Below are 19609 nucleotides of genomic sequence, written 5' to 3'. Positions count from 1 at the left end.
GCAATGGCTCTGCGCGGACAATTTCACGTTCCTCGGCGTGCGCGAGTATCGCTTCTCGCCCGATAGCGAAGCGTCGGACGACATCACTACCGGCGAAGGCCTCGGAATCCTGCGCGATCCGGACGTGAAGGTTCTGCGCCGCGGCAACGATATGGTGGTGATGTCGCCGGAAATTCGGGAGTTCATGCACGAGCCGACCCTGCTGATCGTCATCAAGGCCAATGTCAGCAGCCGCGTCCATCGCCGCATCCGGATGGATTATGTAGGCATCAAGCTCTATTCGCCCGACGGCCGGCTCGAAGGCGAACTGCGCGTCGTCGGCCTCTTCACCTCGGGCGCCTACACCCGCTCGGCACGGCAGATTCCCTATGTGCGCCTCAAGATTTCGCGGGTGCTGCAGCGCGCGGGCTTCGATCCGAACGGTCATTCCGGCAAGGCGCTCATGCATATTCTCGAAGATTATCCGCGTGACGACTTGTTCCAGATCGACGTCGACACACTCTACAATTTCGTCATCGAGATCCTGCTTCTCTACGAGCGCCCGCGCGTCCGAGCGCTGGTGCGGGTGGACAAGTTCGATCGCTTCGTCTCCATCCTCACCTTCATTCCGCGCGACAAATACGACACCGACGTCCGCACACGCGTCGGAGCCTTCCTGTCGCAAGTCTTCAAGGGGACCCTGTCCGCTTCCTACGTATCATTCCCTGAAGGCGCGCTTGCGCGCGTCCACTTCATCGTCGGGCGCTATGAAGGCAAAACGCCCGTCGTCGACCACGCCACGCTAGAAGCCGGGATCGGCGCCATTGCCGCGACCTGGGCTGACAAGCTGAAGGCAGCGCTCACCGCGTCGACCGACGGCATGCGAGCACGCATGATCGCCAACCGGTATGCACGGGCCTTTAGCGGCGGGTATACCGAGGTTTTCACCGCGGAGCAGGCGATTGCCGATATCGCGACCATCGAAAGGCTGACGCCCGCCCGCCCGGTGACGATCTCGGTTTACCGCGTCGAAGGCGACGATCCGAAGCGCTTCGGCCTGAAAGTGTTTTCGGACGCCGCCCCCCTGTCGTTGTCCTACCGCGTGCCGGTAATCGAAAATCACGGCTTGCGCGTTGTCAACGAACGCACCTATCAGATCGTGCCCGGTAACAGGCCGGAGCCGGTCTGGCTGCACGACATGACGATCGAGACCAGTGACGGCCAGCCCATCGAGATCACCCCGGAATTCAGCCATCGCCTCGAAGCCTCGATCATGGCGGTGGTCACCGATCGCGCCGAATCCGACGGATATAACGGCCTGATCCTGCGCACCGCCCTGAGCTGGCGGGAAGTCTCGACCATCCGGGCGTTGTCGCGCTATTTGCACCAGATCCGCGCTCCGTTCACCCAGGACTACATGTGGGAGACCTTGCGCAAGAACGCCGCGATCACAGCCACTCTGGTCGCGCTGTTCCAGACCCGCCTCGATCCGCGCCTCATCTTGACAGATGCCGAGCGCTCGGCACGCGAGACGGCTTTACTTGCCGAGATCGAGGAGCAGCTCAAATCCGTCGCTTCGCTCGATGAAGACCGCATTCTGCGCCGCTTCACCAATCTGGTGCAGGCGACCGTTCGCACCAATCTGTGGCAGATCGGCGAGAACGGACATCCGCGCCCGGTGATCTCCTTCAAGTTCGAGGCGCGCCGGATCGATGACTTGCCCGCTCCACGGCCTCTCTACGAGATCTTCGTCTATTCGCCTCGTGTCGAAGGTATTCATCTGCGCTTCGGCAAGGTTGCGCGCGGCGGCTTGCGCTGGTCCGACCGACCGCAGGATTTCCGCACCGAGATCCTCGGCCTGGTGAAGGCGCAGCAGGTCAAGAACGCCGTGATCGTGCCGGTCGGCGCCAAGGGCGGCTTCGTACCCAAGCGCCTGCCGCCACCTTCCAATCGCGACGCCTGGCTCGCGGAGGGCACCGAAGCCTATCGCATCTTCGTTCGCTCGCTGCTCGAACTCACCGACAATCTCGACGGTGACGTCGTCGTGCCGCCCGAATCCACCGTGCGTTACGACGGCGATGACCCCTACCTCGTCGTTGCTGCCGACAAGGGCACCGCCACCTTCTCCGACGTCGCCAACACCATCTCGGCCGAGAAGAACCATTGGCTCGGCGATGCCTTCGCATCCGGTGGCAGCCAGGGCTACGATCACAAGAAGATGGGGATCACAGCGCGCGGCGCCTGGGAGGCGGTCAAGCGTCACTTCCGCGAGCTCGGTACCGACATTCAGACCATGCCGTTCACCGCGGTCGGCGTGGGCGACATGTCGGGCGACGTCTTCGGCAATGGTATGCTGCTCTCGCCGGCGACAAGGCTTGTGGCGGCTTTCGATCATCGCGACATCTTCATCGATCCTTCGCCCGATCCATTGACTAGCTTCGCCGAGCGCAAGCGGCTGTTCGATCTGCCGCGATCGAGCTGGCAGGACTACAACAAGTCGCTGATTTCGCAGGGCGGCGGCGTGTTCTCGCGCTCGCTCAAGGCGATTCCGCTCGCGCCGGAAGTGCGCGCGCTGCTCGATCTCGACAAGCCGCAAGCCACGCCTTTCGAGGTCATGACGGCGATCCTGAAGGCTCGCGCGGACCTCCTGTGGTTTGGCGGCATCGGCACCTATCTCCGCTCCTCCGCGGAAACCGACGATCAGGCCGGGGACCGCGCCAACGATCCGATCCGCATCGTGGGTGGCGACGTGCGCGCCCGGGTGATCGGCGAAGGGGCCAACCTCGGCGTTACCCAGCGCGGCCGCATTGAAGCGGCGCAGAAGGGCGTCAAGCTCAACACCGATGCCATCGACAATTCGGCCGGCGTAAACACGTCCGATGTCGAGGTCAATATCAAGGTCGCGCTGGCGCGCCCCGAGCGCGAGGGACGCCTCAGTCCGGCTGACCGCAACAGCCTGCTTGCCGCGATGACCGAGGAGGTCGGCGCCCTGGTGCTGCGCAACAACTATCTGCAGACGCTGGCGCTCTCGCTGGCCGAGCGCAAGGGTGTGGCAGAGACCGGCTTCCTCACCCGCCTGATGCAGTCGCTCGAACTGCGCGGCTTGCTCAGCCGCGCGGTGGAGTTCCTGCCCGACGACGCCGCGCTCACCGAGCGCACACGGCGCGGCCAGTTCCTGACGCGGCCCGAGCTTGCCGTGTTGCTCGCCTACGCCAAGCTGACCCTCTACGATGACCTGCTCGTCACCGGCGTGCCCGATGATCCCTATCTTGCCCGCGAACTATCTCAGTATTTTCCGCGCGAGATTCAGGACAAATTCCCGGGCGCGGCCGAATTGCATCGGCTGCGGCGGGAGATCATCGCGACCAGTCTCGCCAATGCGGTGATCAATCGCGGTGGCCCGGCCTGTGTGGTGCGCCTGATCGACGAGACCGACGCCGATGTCCCGACCATCGTCATGGCCTATGTGGCGGTCGATGAATGCTACGGACTGAAGTGGCTCAATGACGCGATCGATGCACTCGACGCCTGCGTCGACGGGCAGTTGCAGCTGTCTCTCTACGCCTCAGTGCAGGAGCTCCTGCTCTCCCGCATGGTCTGGTACGTGCGCAATGTCGATTTCAAGGACGGACTGGAGGCCGTGGTCGCGCGCTTCGGCCCGGCTATCCGCCAGATCGTCGCCGGGCTCGACACCGCCCTGCCGCCGGACTTGCAGGCCGCGCGCGTCAAGCGGCGGCAGGAACTCGCCGACGCCGGTGTCCCGGCCGGCCTCGCCGGCGAGCTCGCCGATCTCGACGCTCTGGACTCGGCACCCGACATCGTGACGGTTGCCGAGCGCACCACGCGCCCTATCGGCGATGCCGCCGCGACCTTCTACGCCGCCGAGGCGAATTTCCGTCTCGACCGCATCATCGCCGCAGCGCGCAAGGTGCCGGCCAACGATTATTTCGAACGCATGGCCATTGACCGCGCCGTTGAGCAGATCGCTGGCGCCGAAAGGAGACTGGCCGCGGACATGCTCGCAACCGGCCAGTCCGGCCAGGAGGCCGTCGAGACCTGGCTCGCGGCTCACCCCGAAGCGACGCGTATCCGCCGCTCGGTCGAGGAGATCGCTGCGAGTGGCATGACCCTCGCCAAGCTGACGGTGGCGGCGAACCTGCTCGGGGACCTGGTCAGAGTCTGAGGGCGTGCGAGGCAGCGATGTGAGAAGCGCAATGCCTGCGCGGGTTGATAGCCGGCGAATGGAGGAATCCAATGATCCACGCCACTTGCCATACCGCGGACAACGTCCGCTGCATCGAGTTCGATGCCACACCCTGGTTCAACGAGGCTGACGCTCCGAGCATTATCGATTTGGCTCAACGAGGATGGACCAGCACCGCAATTGCAGACTCCCTCGAGCACCGACAAGGGTACGAACGCTTGCACGATCTCGTTGAGTATGCGGCGAAGCGACTGCAATTGGAGTCTCTGGAGGACCCAACCTGGGAAACCTTCGAGTGCGTCGTCGATGAACCCGAGGCTGTCGCCTGGCTCGAGAAGAACCGTCCCAACGTTGCGGCAAGAATCCCGTAAGCCGCAGCAAGGGCTACGATTGGTCGGCGGTGAGGCGGAAATGGCGCACCCGACACGATTCGAACGTGTGACCTTTGCCTTCGGAGGGCAACGCTCTATCCAGCTGAGCTACGGGTGCGTGCAGCCACCATTTAGCTGATTGGCTCCGGGTCGGCAACGGCGTTGTCCGGCTGGTCAAGGGCTGTAAACTGCCTGCGCCAATATGACAGGCCACCGAAAAAAGCCGTCTTTCGAGGGAGTTTGCCCATGCGTCCGCTGGAATTCGGCTGGTATCTGCCCACGCATGGCGACACCACGGCCTATGGGCTGATGGAGGCGCAAATCGCCGGCTCGCCGGAACTCTGCGAGCGCGTGGTCAAGGCGGCCGAGGACGCCTCTTTCGAGTATCTCCTGATTCCGGTCGGCTCGGTGTGCTGGGAGGCCTGGATCGCCGGCGCCTTCATGGCGGCGCGCTCCAGCCGGATCAAGCCGCTGATCGCGGCAAGGCCCGGCTACATCAACCCGGTGCTGATGGCCAAGATGATCTCGACCTTCGACCAGATGTCGGGCGGGCGGATCTGCATCAACCTGATCGCCGGCCAGAACGAGAGCGAGGTCGAGGCCGAAGGCGTGCGTTATGCCAAGGAGGAGCGCTACGCGCTGATGGAGGAGGAGGTCTCGATCCTGAAGGCGCTGTGGACCACACGTGGCCCGGTGCATTTCGAAGGCAAGTTTCACACGATCTCGGGCGCGCATATCCGCCCGCGTCCGCTGCAGCAGCCGTTTCCGAAATTCTATCTCGGCGGCGGCTCGCGGCAAGCCTGGGAAGTGTCGGCGAAGCATTCCGACGTCCATCTGTTCTGGGGCGATCTGCCCGAGCGTATCGCGGACAATATCGCCGAGATCAGGCGGATGGCGCGGGCGCATGACCGCGAGGATGCGATCGGCTTCGGCATGCGGCTGCAGGTGATCTGCCGCGAGAACGAGGCGGATGCCTGGGATGCGGCCGACCAGCTGGTGCGCCACGCCACCGACCGGCAGAAACAGGAGATGAAGACGCTCTATGTCAGGTCGGAGGCCAATCAGCGCGTGCAGCAGCTCGCGCGCGATTACGGCGATCTCCTGATGCCGCATCTGTGGACCGGGATCACCAAGGTGCGGCCCGGCGCCGGCATCGCGGTGGTCGGCAATCCCGAGCAATGCGCCGCGACCTTGCAGCAGTTCATCGACGCCGGCTGCCACTCCTTCTGCCTGTCCGGCTATCTGCACGACGAGGAGGCCGAGCGGTTCGGCCGTCTGGTCCGCCCGATCCTTGCCGCGAACAATCGCGGGCGGCTCGGCGCGTGATGCGCGGTATCGAAGCTTTCCGAAAATTCATGGGGCATACGGCACCTGACGCGTCATGATCCGGCGGGGATCGCAACCTCGCGGCACAATGGAGATCGAACCATGCATCACCGAGCCTGGCTCGCGGCCTTGGCGCTGTTCGCCGTGACGGCCGCTCACGCGCCGGTTGCGTCTGCAACGCAGGCGCAGATCGAGCGTGACAAGAAGCCGGTCAAGGAAATCGCCGGCGGGCGGATCGCCGTCGGCAGCGCGGTGTTTCCGCTTTATCTGTCGGCGGACTGGTCCAATCCGATGCCCGATATCACCCGCGCGGTGCTGGTGCTGCACGGGGTGCTGCGTAACGCCGACGATTACTTCCGTGCGGCGTTGAGTGCGCAGGCGGCGGCCGGCGATGCCGGCAAGAGCACGCTGATGATCGCGCCGCAATTCCTGATCGAGCCCGACGTCGAGGCGTTCAAGCTGCCGGCGGAGACGCTGCGCTGGAGCCTCTATGGCTGGCAGGGCGGCGAGCCCGCGATCGCCCCCAATCCGGTGAGCTCGTTTGAGGCGCTCGACGCCATCCTGGCCAAGCTCGGCGACCGCAAGCTGTTTCCGAACCTGAAGCAGGTCGTGGTGTTCGGCCATTCCGGCGGCGGCCAGGTGGTGCAGCGCTATGCGATCGCGGTGAAGGGCGATCAGGTGCTGCTGCACGAGGGCATCGGCGTGCGCTATGTTGTCGCCAATCCCTCCTCCTATGCGTATTTCACCAAGGAGCGGCCGGCGCCTGCGATCGCGGCGGCGTGTGAAGGCTATAACAGCTGGAAGTTCGGCATGGACGACCGTCCGCCCTATCTCGCCGCGCCGACACCGGCTGTACTGGAGCAGGCCTATGTCGCGCGCCGCGTGATCTATCTGCTCGGCACGCTCGACACCAATCCCGATCATCCCGCGCTCGACAAATCCTGCATGGCGGAAGCCGAGGGGCCGTATCGCTACGCGCGCGGCCATTCCTACGTTGCCGCGATGGCCGCCCGCGATGGCGGCACGCCCAACCACAGCCTGTGGGATGTGCCCGGCGTCGGCCACGAGGGCGGCAAGATGCTCAACTCGCCCTGCGGCCTGACTGCCGTGTTCGATATTCCCGGCTGCGAGGCGGCGCGTTAAAGGATAGTGATGTTACCTCGCTAGAGCGACGGACTCCACTTTACCTCGCCCCGCGTGCGGGGAGAGGTCGGAACGCATCGCTAGATGCGTTCCGGGTGAGGGGGAGTCTCCGCAAACGCAGTGATCATCGCATACGCGGCGATGGCCCCTCACCCCAACCCTCTCCCCATAAGAACGGGGAGAGGGGGCACAGTGGCGTCGCTCTTCGTCTCAATCTCATCGCGCTTCAGGATTTCGCCGCTGACGGATGCGCCGGGCGATAGGCCGAGGCATCGGTCGTGAACTCGGCGTGGCCATAGTCCTTCAACAGGTTTTCAATTCGCCTGACCAGGCGCCGGTCCGCGACCTCGCGCAAACCGGGAATGCGGGATGCCAGGCGGTAGGATGCAAGCCGGGTGAACAGGAAGATTCCGACCAGTGCCGTGAGGGCGCGATCCTTCGCCGTGATCGGCACGCCGATCGATGCGGCCCTGGCCCTGTCGCTATTGAGGAAGGCGTTCAGGAAGAACGACTTCGCGAAGCTGCGTTCGAAGGCTTCGAACAGGCGGCTGCCGAAGGACTCATCCGATCGCAAGGTCGCCGCCATCGTGGCCCGGACCAGTTCGCCGCAGGTCTTGTCGTCGTAGCCCGCCCGCAACGTCGCGGACCGCAACAGCATGAGATCGACAATTCCTTGCGGCGTATCGGCGAGCAGCTCCTCCGGCAGGCCGAGCAGGAAGCAGCGGTAGCGCGCCAGCTCGACACGGGCCCGCTCCTCCGCCGTGAACGCCGTGCGGCCTTCGGCCAGCACCTTCTGCGCCAGCAGGAAAATCGGGATCAGCCCGGCGGGCATCTGGTCGACCTGCGGAATCGGGATGCCGTGGACCGAGATGTCCCAATTGTCGGCGCGGCGCATCATATTGGCGCGCACCATCGAATGCATCAGCCGCACCATCGCGGCCGCCTTGAAGCCCGGCCCGAAACGCCCGAGCGCACCTGGCAGCACCGAGGTTGCGAAGAACGTCGCGGTTTCCTTGACGCGCCGCGCCGACGTGCCGCTCGACAAGGCGTTGGTGATCGCCATCGGCAGCGCCGCGTATTTGTTCATGAAGGTCGCGAGAAACGCACCGCGGATGATGAAGGGGCTCAGATTGGCGGCGCCGTTGCGATCGATCCGCGCGCCTTCCTCGACCAGCTTCATGTCGAGCCAGGCGGGCGTGCGCTCCATGTCGCGGATCAGCGCGACCAGTTCGGCCGGCGCATCGGCGACCGTCTCAACGCCCGCGTCGCACGCCTGAACCAGCATGGTGACCAGCCGGCGGAAGCCGTATTCGCGCATCAGTGCCGCATAGGCATCGGCGGGCGGATCGCCCATCATGGTGTAGCTGCGGATGAACGCGATGCGGTCGGGATCGGCGAGCAGCGCCGCGCGGGCAGCGGCGAACTTGCCGGGGAGGACGCTCGGCGTGCCGGCATCGGCGGCAAATCGCTCCGGGACGATGGCGAAATCGACCTTGCCGTAAATCCCGGGGTTTCTCTCTCTTTGCGCGGCGACGTTGCTGCGCAGCTTTTCCAGTGTTCCGGCCTGCATAAGCGGCTCTCCCTGATTGTTGGTCGCAAAATTATATCAAGTGATAGAAAATGCAATAATTAATATCGTGTGATATGATTTTCCGATGAGCGCCCGAAACAGCCCCCTGCCGCCGCCGACGCGATCGGCCACGACCCCTTACAAGAAGGGTGACGAGACGCGCGTCCGCATCCTCAACGCCGCCCTCGCAGCGTTCGGCAACAGCGGCTTCGCAGGGGTGACGACCCGCCAGATCGCCGAGGACGCCGGCATCAACCTGCCAGCGCTCAACTATTATTTCGGCAACAAGGAAGGCCTGTATCTTGCCTGCGCGCATGAAATCCTGGCGCGCTATCACGAGAGCATGGCAGTCGTCGGCGAGACCGCGCTGGCGTCGCTGGAGGGGCCGCCCGATCCGGGCGGCGCCCGGGCGCAGTTGAAGCTACTGCTGACGGCGCTGGCGCGATTCCTGCTCACATCCGCGAGCGATCAGAATCGTCTCTTCGTTCAACGCGAGCTGGCGGATCCCGGGCGGGCGTTCGAGGTTCTCTATGCCGGGCTGTGGCGGCCGGGCATCGAGCTCGTGGCCAAGCTGATCATCGCAGCTTCCAAAGAGCAACTGACGACGGCGCAGGCGCGGGTCCGCGCCGTGATGATGATTGCGGGCCTGACCGGCTTCCAGTCCGGCGCGCCGATCATCTCGCGGACGATGGGCAAAACGGCCTCATTGACGATGGTGATCGAAGCGCTCGAAGCGCAGGTCGACGCGCTCGCGCGCTGACGAGTAAGCGCCTTCGGGCAGACGCCCTAGGCCGGTACGATCACCTTGCCGATCGGCCACAGCGCGATGCCGGCAAGCTTGAGATGCGCCCAGGCAAAGGGAATGCCGATGATGGTCACGGCAAGCAGGATCGCGGTGATCAGATGGCCGATCGCGAGCCACCAGCCGGCCAGAATGAACCAGATCAGATTGCCGATCACCCCGAGCGGTCCGGTGCCGATATCGGACATCCCGGTGACTTCATCGCGGCGCACCGCGCGCGACCCGAACGGCAGCAGCGTGTAGACTGCGATGTTGAAGGCGGCGCGCGCCCACGGCAGTCCGATGATGGTGATCGCCATGATCACGGCGGCGATCAGCCAGCCGAACGCCATCCACGCCCCGCCGATCAGGATCCAGAGAATGTTCAGGAGGATAGATACAGGCTGCATGGCTGACACCTTCGCTCGGCGATCGATCGGCCTCAATATAGGCCGGCGGCCGGCGCCGCGGTAGGGTGCGGCCCGGCGCACGGCGCCCTTGAGGGGAGAACGACAATGAAAAGAAGACTTGAGGTGAGGGCTCTTGCGGTTGGGATCGTGGCGGCGTTGGCATTTTCAGTGCAGGCCGCGCACAGCGAGGACGCCGTGCGCTTTGCGCCGCTCAAGGCCGAGGAGCTGTCGCCGGCGCAAAAGGCCTGGGCCGACATGATCAGCGCGCCGCCGCGCAATGCCAAGTTCACCGCGCCGCCCTACCGCGCCTATATCCGCAACCCCGATCTGGCGCCAAAGTTGTCGAACCTGTCGGAATATCTGCGCTGGAATACCTCGCTGCCGGCAAGGCTCAGCGAAATGGCGATCCTGATCACCGCACGGCACTGGACCGCGCAATATGAATGGTCCGCGCATTATCCGCTGGCGATGAAGGGCGGCCTCGATCCGAAGATCGCAGACGCCATCGCCAAGGGCACGCGGCCCGACGGCATGAAAGATGACGAGACTGCGCTGTACGATCTCGGCATCGCGCTCTATCGCGACAAGAAGGTCAGCGACGCCGTCTACAAGGCCGCGCTGGAGAAATTCGGCGAACGCGGCATCACCGATATCATCGGCATCATGGGTTACTATGACATGGTGTCGATGATGCTGATCACGATGCAGGCAGCTCCCGCGAATAACGGCGTGCCGCCGCTGCCGGTGCTGGAGAAGTAGGGCTGAGCACTCGAACGTCAGGCAGGCTCAGTGGTCGACGCGACGCGCAACTTTGCTCCCTCACCCCGCTCTTGCGGGGAGAGGGTTGGGGTGAGGGGCTGCTTCCGCGTCGGCGGTGGGAGTTGTGCGCGTGGAGAATCCCCCTCACCCGGAACGCATCTAGCGATGCGGCATAGCCGAGGCCTTGCCTCGGCGTTCTCAAGGAACGGCCGCGAAAGACGGCCTATGCCTCTCCCTGCAAGCGGGGCGAGGTGACAGAGACCGCCTGTTTGAAGCGAACAGGTCTCTACCGCCGAAAACCGCTGGCGCGCGAATAGCCCTGGCGGCCGTCCTGGGCCGGGCGCGCCGCCATGCTGGCGCGCGACTCGCTGGCGACCGGCGTCGCGGGCTTCAGGTCTTCGAGGAAGATCGGCTTGGCGAAGTAATAGCCCTGGGCATAGCGGATCTTGCTCGCCGCCTGCAGATAGGTGAGCTCCTCGTAGGACTCGATGCCCTCGGCGATCACGGTCATGCCGAGCGCCTCGCTCAGCGACTCGATCGCCCGCAGGATACCCTGGCTGCGCGGCCGCTTATGGATGTCGGTGATGAACGAGCGGTCGATCTTGATCTCGTCGGCGGTGATGTCGGCGAGCGCCGATAGCGACGAATAGCCGATGCCGAAATCGTCGATCGAGATGCCGACGCCGATGCCGCGCAGGATCGGCACGATCTGGTCCTGGAAGTGCGACCGGGTCACGAACGCGTCCTCGGTCACCTCGATCATGAATCGCTTCGGGAAGCCGGTCTCCTCGATCGCGCGGGCGAAGCGGCGCATGAATTCGACATTGCCGGCCTGCTTGGCCGCGACATTGATGCTGATCGTTGCGGTCGGGCCGAACGTGTCGTTGATCAGGTCGATCGACTTGACGATTTCCGCAAGCACCAGGAACGTCAGCTCGTCGATCAGGCCGAGCTCCACGGCGAGGTTGATAAAGGTGCCCGGCGCCTGGATCACGCCCTCGTCGTCGCGCAGCCGCACCAGCGCCTCGATGCCCTTGACCTCGTGGGTGCGGATATCGACCTTGGCCTGGAACGCGCAGCAGAAGCGCTTTTCCAGGATCGCCAGCCGCAACGACTGCTCGATCTTCATCCGCGCCAGCGCCTCGCGCTCCATGCTGTTGTCGAAGAACGCGGTCGAGCCCTTGCCGTTGTTCTTGACGCGGTACATCGCGATGTCGGCGTTCTGGCGCAGCGCCTCGTAGCTCCTGCCGTGCATGGGGTAGAGGCTGACGCCGATCGAGGTCGAGGCGAAGATCTCTGATTCTTCGATGAAGAACGGCGCCTTCAGCCGCTCCTGCATGACATGGATGAATTCGGCAACCTCGTCATTGCCGCTGATCGGGTTCAGCAGCAGCAGGAATTCGTCGCCGGATATCCGTGACAGGATATCGGTCTCGCGCAGCGCGTGGCCGAGCCGCTTGGACAGTTCGATCAGCAGCGCATCGCCGATCGCGTGGCCGTAATAGTCGTTGATGTGCTTGAAATTGTCGACGTCGAGGAAGGCGAGCGCAAAATGGCTTTGTGAATCGTCGCGGATCAGGCCGTTGACGCGATGCTCGATCACCCGGCGGGTCGGCAGGCCGGTCAGCTCGTCGTAATAGGCCGAGCGGAACAGCTGGTCCTCGAATGCCTTCTGCTCGCTGATATCGGTCGATGTCGAGATCAGGAGATTGCGGCCGGCGATCTGAACCGGCCGGTGCGAGGTGAGGAACACGTATTTGAATGCGCCGCAGGAGAGCACTTCCTCGAGCACCACCGGACGGCCGCTGCGCAGCAGGTCCAGATTGGCGGCATGGCGTTCGTCGACCGGCGACGGCTGGCTCGCGCTGGCGGCCAGCTGCAACTGGCTGGCTGCCGCTTCGTTCACCAGGATGAACTGACCCTGCTCGTCCTGGACGGTCACGCCCGCCGGCAGCAGTTGGAGAAGATCGCGCAAGATGCGCAGTTCATTGCTGGAAATGTCGTCCTGGCTGGTCGCTGCCGCGCCCGCCTGAAAATCGTGCTTGGTGAAACTATGCATGTGCCGACCTTGGCAAAGTCCGTTGTAGTTTTGGTTAAGCGGACTTGGGAAATGCCGTGACAGAATGAGACCCGCGCTGCTTTCGCAAGCCGTCGCGGCAATCGTCATTAACAGAGTATCAATGGCGGCTCCGGCCGCTGGTGAAAGCGATTGCGGCGCGCGCGGTTGCACCAACAAATGCGCCTGTGCCGGAAAGCCGACTTATCAACAGTTGGGAAGCTTGCACTGCATGGTGCAGTGAACACCGGTTTTCAGGTAACTGATCTCGGTCTTGCCGTCGAACGGCCGCAGCGCCGACTTCAACAGCTTGGTGCCGAAGCCTGCTTCGCCGATGACCCCGACCACCGGTCCCTCGGTCTCGTCCCAGATCACGTTGAGACGTCCATCGTCCACCGTCCAGGACACTTGCAGAAGCCCGCGCGGCGAGGAGAAGGCGCCGTATTTTCCTGCGTTGGTTGCGAGCTCATGGAAGATCAGCGCGAGCGAGACGGCAAGCTTGGCGGGCAGGAACAGCTGTTCGCCGTTGAGGTTGAAGCGCACATGGCCATAGGGCCCGAGCTCCGAGCGCAGCAAATCCTTGATATCGCAGCCATAGCCATCGACCCGCGCGATCAGATCGTCGGTCGCCGAGAGCGCGCGGATGCGATGGTCGATGCGCTGCCAGATATCGGGCCGGTCCTGCAACGCCTGATGCAGCACGGCATGAATGGTCGAAGACTTGTTCTTCAGTCGGTGCTGCAACTCGTCGACCACGATCTTGCGGTACTGCTCCTCCTCGATCAGCCGTTTGGAGACTTCGCGCTGCTGCGCGACCAGGGAACGGTAGTGCTCGACGCCCCAGATCGCGATACCGCATACCACCCAGAAGATCATCAGGAGCGCAAAGCGCGCCGGATCGGCGTGCGAGCTGCTGAAGTTAAGGAGGACGCCGAGCAGGCCGCTTGCCAGCGCGGTTGCGATCCCGATCCGGAAGCCGCCGAGGGCGGTCGCGAAGAACACCGCCGGGAAATAGGGCGTGAAGAACACGTCCGGCCTGATCTGGGCGAGCCCGAAGCGCGCGGCCGTGGCCAAAACGAGACAGAGCACGGCGAAGGCGACCGCAAGCAGCACCGAGGGCTGGGAATCACCCCGCCAACTCGCCCTGAAATCGTCGATCCATTTCGCCATCGGTCGTTCCAGTTCACGTGAACAGGCGCCCCAAAATAAGGCCGCTGCGACCGAAAAACCGCAGTTGTGGCCTTCTGGCCACAGGCGGACCTCGCTGGCCGTTAACCGTGCCCATGCTTGCGTTGTCAGGAGTGGCTGGGGAATATCCGCAACATCAAAGGCTAAGTTGGGAGACCGGCATGGGACGGCTGGACGGCAAGGTCGCGGTGATCACAGGGGCGACCAGCGGCATCGGGTTGCGCACGGCGGAGGTCTTCGTCGCTGAGGGGGCGAGGATCGTGATTGCCGGGCGCCGCGCGCCGGAGGGCGAGGCGCTGGCGCAACAGCTGGGCGCCAATTGCGTGTTTCGGCAGACCGACGTCACGGTCGAGGAGCAGATGCAGGCGCTGATCGCGCTGGCGGTAGAGAAATTCGGCCGGATCGATTGCCTGTTCAACAATGCCGGCGGCCCGGCGCAGACCGGCGGCATCGAGGGCCTCGACGTCGAGCGGTTCGACGCGGCGATGGCAACCCTGGTGCGCAGCGTCATGCTCGGCATGAAGCATGCCGCGCCCTATATGCGGAAACAGGGCTCCGGCAGCATCATCAACAATGGCAGCATCGCCGGCCGGCTCGCCGGCTTCTCCTCGTCGATGGTCTATGGCGCTGCGAAGGCCGCCGTCATTCATTTCACCAAATGCGTGGCGATGGAGCTCGGCGAGTCCGGCATTCGCGTCAACTCGATCTCGCCCGGCGCGATCGCCACCGGCATTTTCGGCAAGGCGCTCGGGCTGTCGACGGAGGCCGCCGAGAAAACCTCAGCCGTGATGCGCGAGGTCTACAAGGCGGCGCAGCCGATCCCGCGTGCCGGGCTGCCCGACGACATCGCGCATGCCGCGGTGTTTCTGGCGAGCGACGAATCGAGCTTCATCAACGGTCATGACCTCGTCGTCGACGGCGCCATCACCGGCGGCCGCAACTGGAGCCAGCAGCAGGCGGGTTATGTTTCGTTGCGCAAGGCATTCGATCAGGGGACCTAGCTCGCAACCTCCTCGCTGCCGCGGAAAGGTAACATCCCATGTCCGCATCGACCGGATCGATGGAAGGTTCGCGCCGGCCGCAGCGCATGAGCGCGAGGATTGAGCGGAAGCTGCAACGCCTTGCCGCCGTCGTCGTTGCCGGAATCCTGTCCGGCGTCATCATCACTCTGATCAGCTATGGCGCCGGGGCTGCCCAGCTGGTTGTCGGCATCACCTACGGGTTCCTGCTGGCTGCGGTGATCGGCACCATCGAGCTGTTCGTCCTCGAAGATTGGGACTGGCTCAATCGCCTGTCCTTCCTCACCAATCTGGCCATGCGCAGTGCGATCTACGCGGTCATCATCATCGGCATCCAGTTGTTGCAGCCGGGCGAACGCATTGCGGGGGTGGCGCCACAGGCTTCATTGCAGGATTTCTGGTCGAGCTTCGCCCGTTCGGCGATCGTCTCGGTGCTGGTGAATCTCGGATTCAGCATCGCCAATCTGATCGGCTCGCGCGCGCTCTTGAACTTCGTCACCGGTCGCTATCACGCGCCGGTCGAGGAAGACCGTTTCGTGCTGTTCGTCGACATCGCGGGATCGACCGGGCTCGCCGAGCGGCTTGGCGGCATCGGCATCCATCGCTTTCTCGACCGCACTTTCCGCCTGCTGACGCAATCGGTGGTCGATTATCGCGGCGAGGTGCTCAACTATGTCGGCGACGAGATCATCGTGACCTGGCCGGAACAGAGCGGCGCGGTCGATTGCAGGCCGTTGCGCTGCTTCCTTGCGATGCGCAGCGCGCTGCAAAAGGCGGCGCCGCAGTTCGAGCGCGAATTCGGCGCGGTGCCGCAGATTCGCGGCAGCCTGCATTTCGGGCCGGTGATCGTCGGCGAGATCGGCGACGTCAAGCGCGCGATCGTGTTCAACGGCGACGTCATGAACACCGCCGCGCGGCTGGAAGAGCTGAGCCGCAAGGTCGATGGCGGCTTTCTCGCCTCGCGCGCGGCGATGGCCCGCTTCGCCGCGCCGCCGCCATTTCCGTTGAGCAATCTCGGCACGCTGCCGATCCGCGGCCGCGTCGACGGCATCGACGTCGTCGGGATCGGAGCGGTGGCGTAGTCTCTCAGCGGAAGGGCGACGCGGCCTCGATGCCATTGTGACGGGGCGCACCTAAGCTGTCATGCTGGGACGCGTAGCCACGGAACTGTACCATCGGCGCGACGCCCCGTTCTCTCCCGGCATGGATAATTCCAGAGCCTTGCTCGCGAAGTCGATTGCGACGATCGCAGTGATGTCGGCAATACTGAATTCGTTACCCGCAACGAATGGCATTTCGGACAAGCGTGCCTCGAGATCGCCGAAGAAGTCGGCGATCCGGCTCCGACCACGGACGATCAGCTCGGGGATCTGATTGTAGCCGTGGGGACCTGCGATCGCGCGCCCTTTGAGGCCGGCGGCCCCGTTGCGCACGGTCTCCATGACCGCAGCGAACCCCTCCAATTCCATCCGGCGCTCCCACATGGCGACGATTGCCTTTTCCTTCGGCGAACTTCCGAGCAACGGCGGGTTCGGATGCGTTTCTTCAAGATAGCGAATGATCGCCGGTACTTCTGCTATGGCCGTCCCGTCGTCAAGAACGAGGGCGGGCACGACGCGTCGTGGGTTGATGGCCGCGTAGGCGTCTGAGAACTGCTCGCGCGCACCGAGATCGACCGGTACGAAGGGCATCGTGATGCCCTTCTCCGCCAGATAGATTCTCACGCGTCGCGAGTTGGGCGAACCGAAGGATTGGTAGAGTTTCATGACGGATCTCCCAAAGTCAGAGCTTTGATCCACCACCGACCTGGATGGTGTCGCCGGTCACCCAGCGTGCCGAATATGAAGCGAGAAAGGTCACGACGTCGGCGACATCGTCGGCATGACCGATCCGTTGCAGGGCTTGCATCTTGAGTGCGTAATCGCGGCCCTCATCCGTCTTGGCGAATTCCGACATGTCGGTGTCGATGATGCCCGGCGCCACGGCATTGACGCGGATGCCGCGCGGCCCAAGCAGCGAGGCGAAGTGCTTCACCATCGTGTCGATCGCGCCCTTGGTGGCGGAATATGCCGACAACTGCCCGACAGCGGCTCGCGCCGCCAATGACGATGTCATCACGATGCTGGAACCGTCGCCCATCAGGGGGAGCAACTGCTGCACCAGGAAGTATGGCGCGCGGACGTTGACCGCGAACATGCGATCGAAGTCCTCGACGGTCTGGGCTTCGATGGTCGCGGGGACCGCAATTCCCGCATTGGCGACGAGAATGTCGAGCTGGCCGACGACGAGCTTGCGTACCTCGGCGGCGAGCCTCTGCGCGCCATCGGATGCCGACAGATCGGCGCCGACGGCGTCGGCCTGCCCACCGGCTTCTCGGATTTCCGCGACCAGGGAATGGGCTTCCTTGGCGGAGTTTCCGTAGTGAACGATGACGCGGGCGCCGGCGAGAGCGAGCGCGCGGGCGGTGGCGCGGCCGATGCCCCGCGAGGCACCGGTGACGAGGGCGGTTCGGCTGATGAGGTCGGTCATGGTTGTTCTCCTGTTTGAAATGCTATCAGGAAGGCTTCACGCGGCAGTCTTGCCGCCGTTGACGCTGATGATCTGACCGGTGATGAACGACGCCTTGTTCGAAGCCGCGAACAGGATGGCGTCTGCGAGCTCCTCGGGGCGTCCCGCCCGCTTCAGCGGGATTCCCGTGATCAATCCGGCCTTGCGATCGGCCGAGCCCGTGAACCGGTCGAGCATTGCGGTCTCTATCGGGCCAGGCGCAATCGCGTTGACGCGAACGCCGAAGGCAGCCGCCTCCAGCGCGGCGGATTTGGTCAAGCCCTCGACGGCATGTTTGCTGGCGACGTAGAGGGACGCATTCGCCGCTCCGCGGCTGCCCATGGTCGACGAGATGTTGACGATGCTGCCGAAGCCTTGCGGCTGCATGACCCGGAGCTCGTGTTTCATCGACAGCAGAACTCCGAGGACGTTCGTGTCGAACGTTGCCGCGTAGCTCTCCGCGGTCTGCTCGGTCACCGGGCCCGGCGTGCCTTCCGTGCCTGCGTTGTTGACCGCCACGTCGAGCCGACCGAACCGCTTGATCGTCTGCTCGACCAATGCCGCCACATCGCTCTCGCTCCGGACGTCGGCGCGGACGAATTCCGCTTCGGCGCCGTGCGTACGGAGTTGTTCCGTCAGCGCACGGCCTGCATCGGCATGGCGACCGGAAATAACCACGTTGGCTCCCTCGCGGGCGAAGGCGATCGCTGTGGCGCGGCCGATACCGGTAAGGGCACCTGTGATCAAGACAACGGGTTTGGTCATATCTCTCTCCAGTTGATGGCCGATATGCTTTTTCGGCCTGGTTCGCCAAGCGTCCGCAGCGGGGCCTCGATGGCTGTTGCGCTGGTGTGGCTTCCTGGACAGGAGATTTAGGAGGGGCTGGCTTCTTTGAGAAAGACTTCGTAGGGTCTGAGCCATACTTTTGAGGGATGGCTATGGAGCTACGACATCTCCGTTATTTCGTCGCCGTGGCTGAGGAGGGCAGCCTCTCGGTCGCGGCCCAAAAGCGTCTGCACACCGCGCAACCATCACTGAGCCGCCAGATTCACGACCTTGAGCTGGAACTCGGTGTGCAGTTATTCGTGCGCGGACCGCGCGGCATCGAGCTGACGCCGTCGGGGCGCGTGTTTCTTGACCATGCGCGGGTGGCTCTGTTGCAGGTCGAGGCCGCCGCGGAGGCCGCGAGGCGTGCCGCCCAGCCGGCGAAATCGGCTTTTTCGATCGGGTTTCTCACCGGCTACGAGATGGATTGGCTTCCGGCGGTCATGAATATCCTGCGCGGCAAGCTGCCCAGTACGGAAATCACGATCCGCAGCGAGGATTCGCCCGACCTCGCTGCGGCACTGACGCGAGGTAAGCTCGACCTTGCGTTCATGCGTCCGGAGAAGAGCACGGCGGGTCTTCAGTTCAAGTTGCTCCGCCATGATCCGATCCTGGCCATGATGCCACGAGACCATCCGCTTGCGGCACGCTCCGCGGTCCGCCCGAAGGATCTGATGGGGCAGAGCTACATCGGCGTTTCCTCGGCAAGGGCGCCAACGCTGCGCGCGGCGATCGATGACTTCTTTAAGCGTCACGGATTGGCGATCGAGCCGGCGCACCAGGCAGAAAATCTGGCCATGGCCGTTTCGCTGATCGCCTCTACCGGCGGCATCAGCCTTCTTCCGCTCTATGCGCTGAACCTGATCCCGAAAACCATCGTCAGCCGCCCAATTCAGGGCGCGCCGCCCATGGTCGATCTGGTGATCGGCTACAACGAGAACAACCGTTCTCCGTTGCTGCAGTTCGTGCTCTCGCGGGTAGACGAGATCAAGTTTCAGGCGCTGGGAAACGAGGGCAGATAGCGTCGGGAGAGGGCGGCGCCGTCTCGGAATGTCGGTGGGAATTCGATCGTGATCGAGGTGCCTGCCTTGTCGGGCTGCGACAAGTTAACCCGACCGGGCGCGAGAACGCGAAGCTGCGTCTCCGCCACAACTGTCATAGCCCGAGCCGGGCGATGACATTGAAGAGAATGCGAGTCTACGATTCTCTCCACACGTCGTCCCGGCGAATGCCGGGACCCATTACCCCGAATGAGAGTTGTTGCACGATGCTAGGGCCACGGCTTTCCTCGCCAACCCAATCCTGTGGTTGATGGGGTGGACGGCCCCCTACGGCATCAGTGTGCCAGAATGAGGTTGTTGCAAATCTCAGACAAGGGAGCCGTCCGTGAGAGAGATTATCCGCATTGGGATGGATACGTCGAAGTATATT

The 19609-nt window shown here is 63.9% G+C and carries 16 protein-coding genes and 1 tRNA gene; 9 read left to right on the top strand and 8 right to left on the bottom strand.

The window, feature by feature from the left end; genetic code table 11:
- Together FNJ47_RS33245 and FNJ47_RS33240 are read left to right on the top strand one after the other, a co-directional pair.
- Positions 1-4162: NAD-glutamate dehydrogenase (locus FNJ47_RS33245; RefSeq protein WP_163160153.1), on the top strand; the 4162-nt coding region annotated here is incomplete at its 5' end.
- 71 nt (positions 4163-4233) lie between these two features.
- Positions 4234-4554: a hypothetical protein gene (locus tag FNJ47_RS33240; RefSeq protein WP_163160152.1), complete on the top strand. Its 321-nt coding sequence runs from the start codon at positions 4234-4236 to the stop codon at positions 4552-4554.
- Positions 4555-4595: 41 nt separating this feature from the next.
- Here FNJ47_RS33240 and FNJ47_RS33235 read toward each other — a convergent pair.
- Positions 4596-4672 (bottom strand) — tRNA-Arg (locus FNJ47_RS33235).
- 128 nt (positions 4673-4800) lie between these two features.
- On the opposite strand from FNJ47_RS33235, the gene FNJ47_RS33230 reads away from it, so the two are divergent.
- Both FNJ47_RS33230 and FNJ47_RS33225 read left to right on the top strand, forming a co-directional pair.
- The gene (locus FNJ47_RS33230; RefSeq protein ID WP_163160151.1) at positions 4801-5880 is read left to right on the top strand and encodes an LLM class flavin-dependent oxidoreductase; all 1080 of its coding nucleotides are present in this window, start codon (positions 4801-4803) and stop codon (positions 5878-5880) included.
- 102 nt (positions 5881-5982) lie between these two features.
- Complete coding sequence (locus FNJ47_RS33225; protein WP_163160150.1) at positions 5983-7023, top strand: alpha/beta fold hydrolase; 1041 nt, start codon at positions 5983-5985, stop codon at positions 7021-7023.
- A gap of 226 nt (positions 7024-7249) precedes the next feature.
- Here the strand turns inward: FNJ47_RS33225 and FNJ47_RS33220 are convergent, their stop codons facing one another.
- A complete protein-coding gene (locus FNJ47_RS33220) occupies positions 7250-8593 on the bottom strand; it encodes an oxygenase MpaB family protein (RefSeq protein ID WP_163160149.1) in 1344 nt (447 codons plus the stop codon).
- Between the two features lie 85 nt (positions 8594-8678).
- Between FNJ47_RS33220 and FNJ47_RS33215 the strand changes: the two genes are divergently transcribed.
- Positions 8679-9353, top strand: a complete 675-nt coding sequence (locus tag FNJ47_RS33215) for a CerR family C-terminal domain-containing protein (protein ID WP_163160148.1) — start codon at positions 8679-8681, stop codon at positions 9351-9353.
- Between the two features lie 26 nt (positions 9354-9379).
- Here the strand turns inward: FNJ47_RS33215 and FNJ47_RS33210 are convergent, their stop codons facing one another.
- Complete coding sequence (locus FNJ47_RS33210; RefSeq protein WP_163160147.1) at positions 9380-9784, bottom strand: YccF domain-containing protein; 405 nt, start codon at positions 9782-9784, stop codon at positions 9380-9382.
- Between the two features lie 105 nt (positions 9785-9889).
- Here FNJ47_RS33210 and FNJ47_RS33205 point away from each other — a divergent pair, with 105 nt between their 5' ends.
- Positions 9890-10543 (top strand): carboxymuconolactone decarboxylase family protein, encoded by a 654-nt coding sequence (locus FNJ47_RS33205; protein WP_163160146.1) that lies wholly within the window; start codon positions 9890-9892, stop codon positions 10541-10543.
- Positions 10544-10829: 286 nt separating this feature from the next.
- Here FNJ47_RS33205 and FNJ47_RS33200 read toward each other — a convergent pair whose 3' ends face one another.
- Both FNJ47_RS33200 and FNJ47_RS33195 read right to left on the bottom strand, forming a co-directional pair.
- Complete coding sequence (locus tag FNJ47_RS33200) at positions 10830-12602, bottom strand: putative bifunctional diguanylate cyclase/phosphodiesterase (RefSeq protein WP_163160145.1); 1773 nt, start codon at positions 12600-12602, stop codon at positions 10830-10832.
- 204 nt (positions 12603-12806) lie between these two features.
- Entirely contained in the window at positions 12807-13769 is a 963-nt protein-coding gene (locus FNJ47_RS33195) for a sensor histidine kinase (RefSeq protein ID WP_163160144.1), read from the bottom strand.
- A 179-nt stretch (positions 13770-13948) separates the two neighbouring features.
- On the opposite strand from FNJ47_RS33195, the gene FNJ47_RS33190 reads away from it, so the two are divergent.
- Positions 13949-14788, top strand: a complete 840-nt coding sequence (locus FNJ47_RS33190; protein ID WP_163160143.1) for an SDR family NAD(P)-dependent oxidoreductase — start codon at positions 13949-13951, stop codon at positions 14786-14788.
- Between the two features lie 38 nt (positions 14789-14826).
- Positions 14827-15888 carry an adenylate/guanylate cyclase domain-containing protein gene (locus tag FNJ47_RS33185; RefSeq protein ID WP_236000238.1) on the top strand — a complete coding sequence of 354 codons (1062 nt, stop codon included), beginning with the start codon at positions 14827-14829 and terminating at the stop codon, positions 15886-15888.
- A 51-nt stretch (positions 15889-15939) separates the two neighbouring features.
- Here the strand turns inward: FNJ47_RS33185 and FNJ47_RS33180 are convergent, their stop codons facing one another.
- The 3 genes from FNJ47_RS33180 to FNJ47_RS33170 are packed head-to-tail and all read right to left on the bottom strand — an operon-like array spanning position 15940 to position 18118.
- Complete coding sequence (locus FNJ47_RS33180; RefSeq protein WP_163160142.1) at positions 15940-16572, bottom strand: glutathione S-transferase family protein; 633 nt, start codon at positions 16570-16572, stop codon at positions 15940-15942.
- 16 nt (positions 16573-16588) lie between these two features.
- Positions 16589-17335 (bottom strand): SDR family oxidoreductase, encoded by a 747-nt coding sequence (locus tag FNJ47_RS33175; RefSeq protein WP_163160141.1) that lies wholly within the window; start codon positions 17333-17335, stop codon positions 16589-16591.
- Positions 17336-17371: 36 nt separating this feature from the next.
- Positions 17372-18118, bottom strand: a complete 747-nt coding sequence (locus FNJ47_RS33170) for an SDR family NAD(P)-dependent oxidoreductase (protein WP_163160140.1) — start codon at positions 18116-18118, stop codon at positions 17372-17374.
- 173 nt (positions 18119-18291) lie between these two features.
- Here FNJ47_RS33170 and FNJ47_RS33165 point away from each other — a divergent pair, with 173 nt between their 5' ends.
- The gene (locus tag FNJ47_RS33165; protein ID WP_163160139.1) at positions 18292-19200 is read left to right on the top strand and encodes a LysR family transcriptional regulator; all 909 of its coding nucleotides are present in this window, start codon (positions 18292-18294) and stop codon (positions 19198-19200) included.
- Positions 19201-19609 lie beyond the last annotated feature (409 nt).

Origin of the sequence: Bradyrhizobium uaiense (assembly GCF_010811875.1) — a bacterium.
Classification (GTDB): domain Bacteria; phylum Pseudomonadota; class Alphaproteobacteria; order Rhizobiales; family Xanthobacteraceae; genus Bradyrhizobium; species Bradyrhizobium uaiense.
The sequence above is the reverse complement of the archived record's forward strand: the minus strand, read 5'-3'. Positions and strand labels throughout refer to the sequence as shown.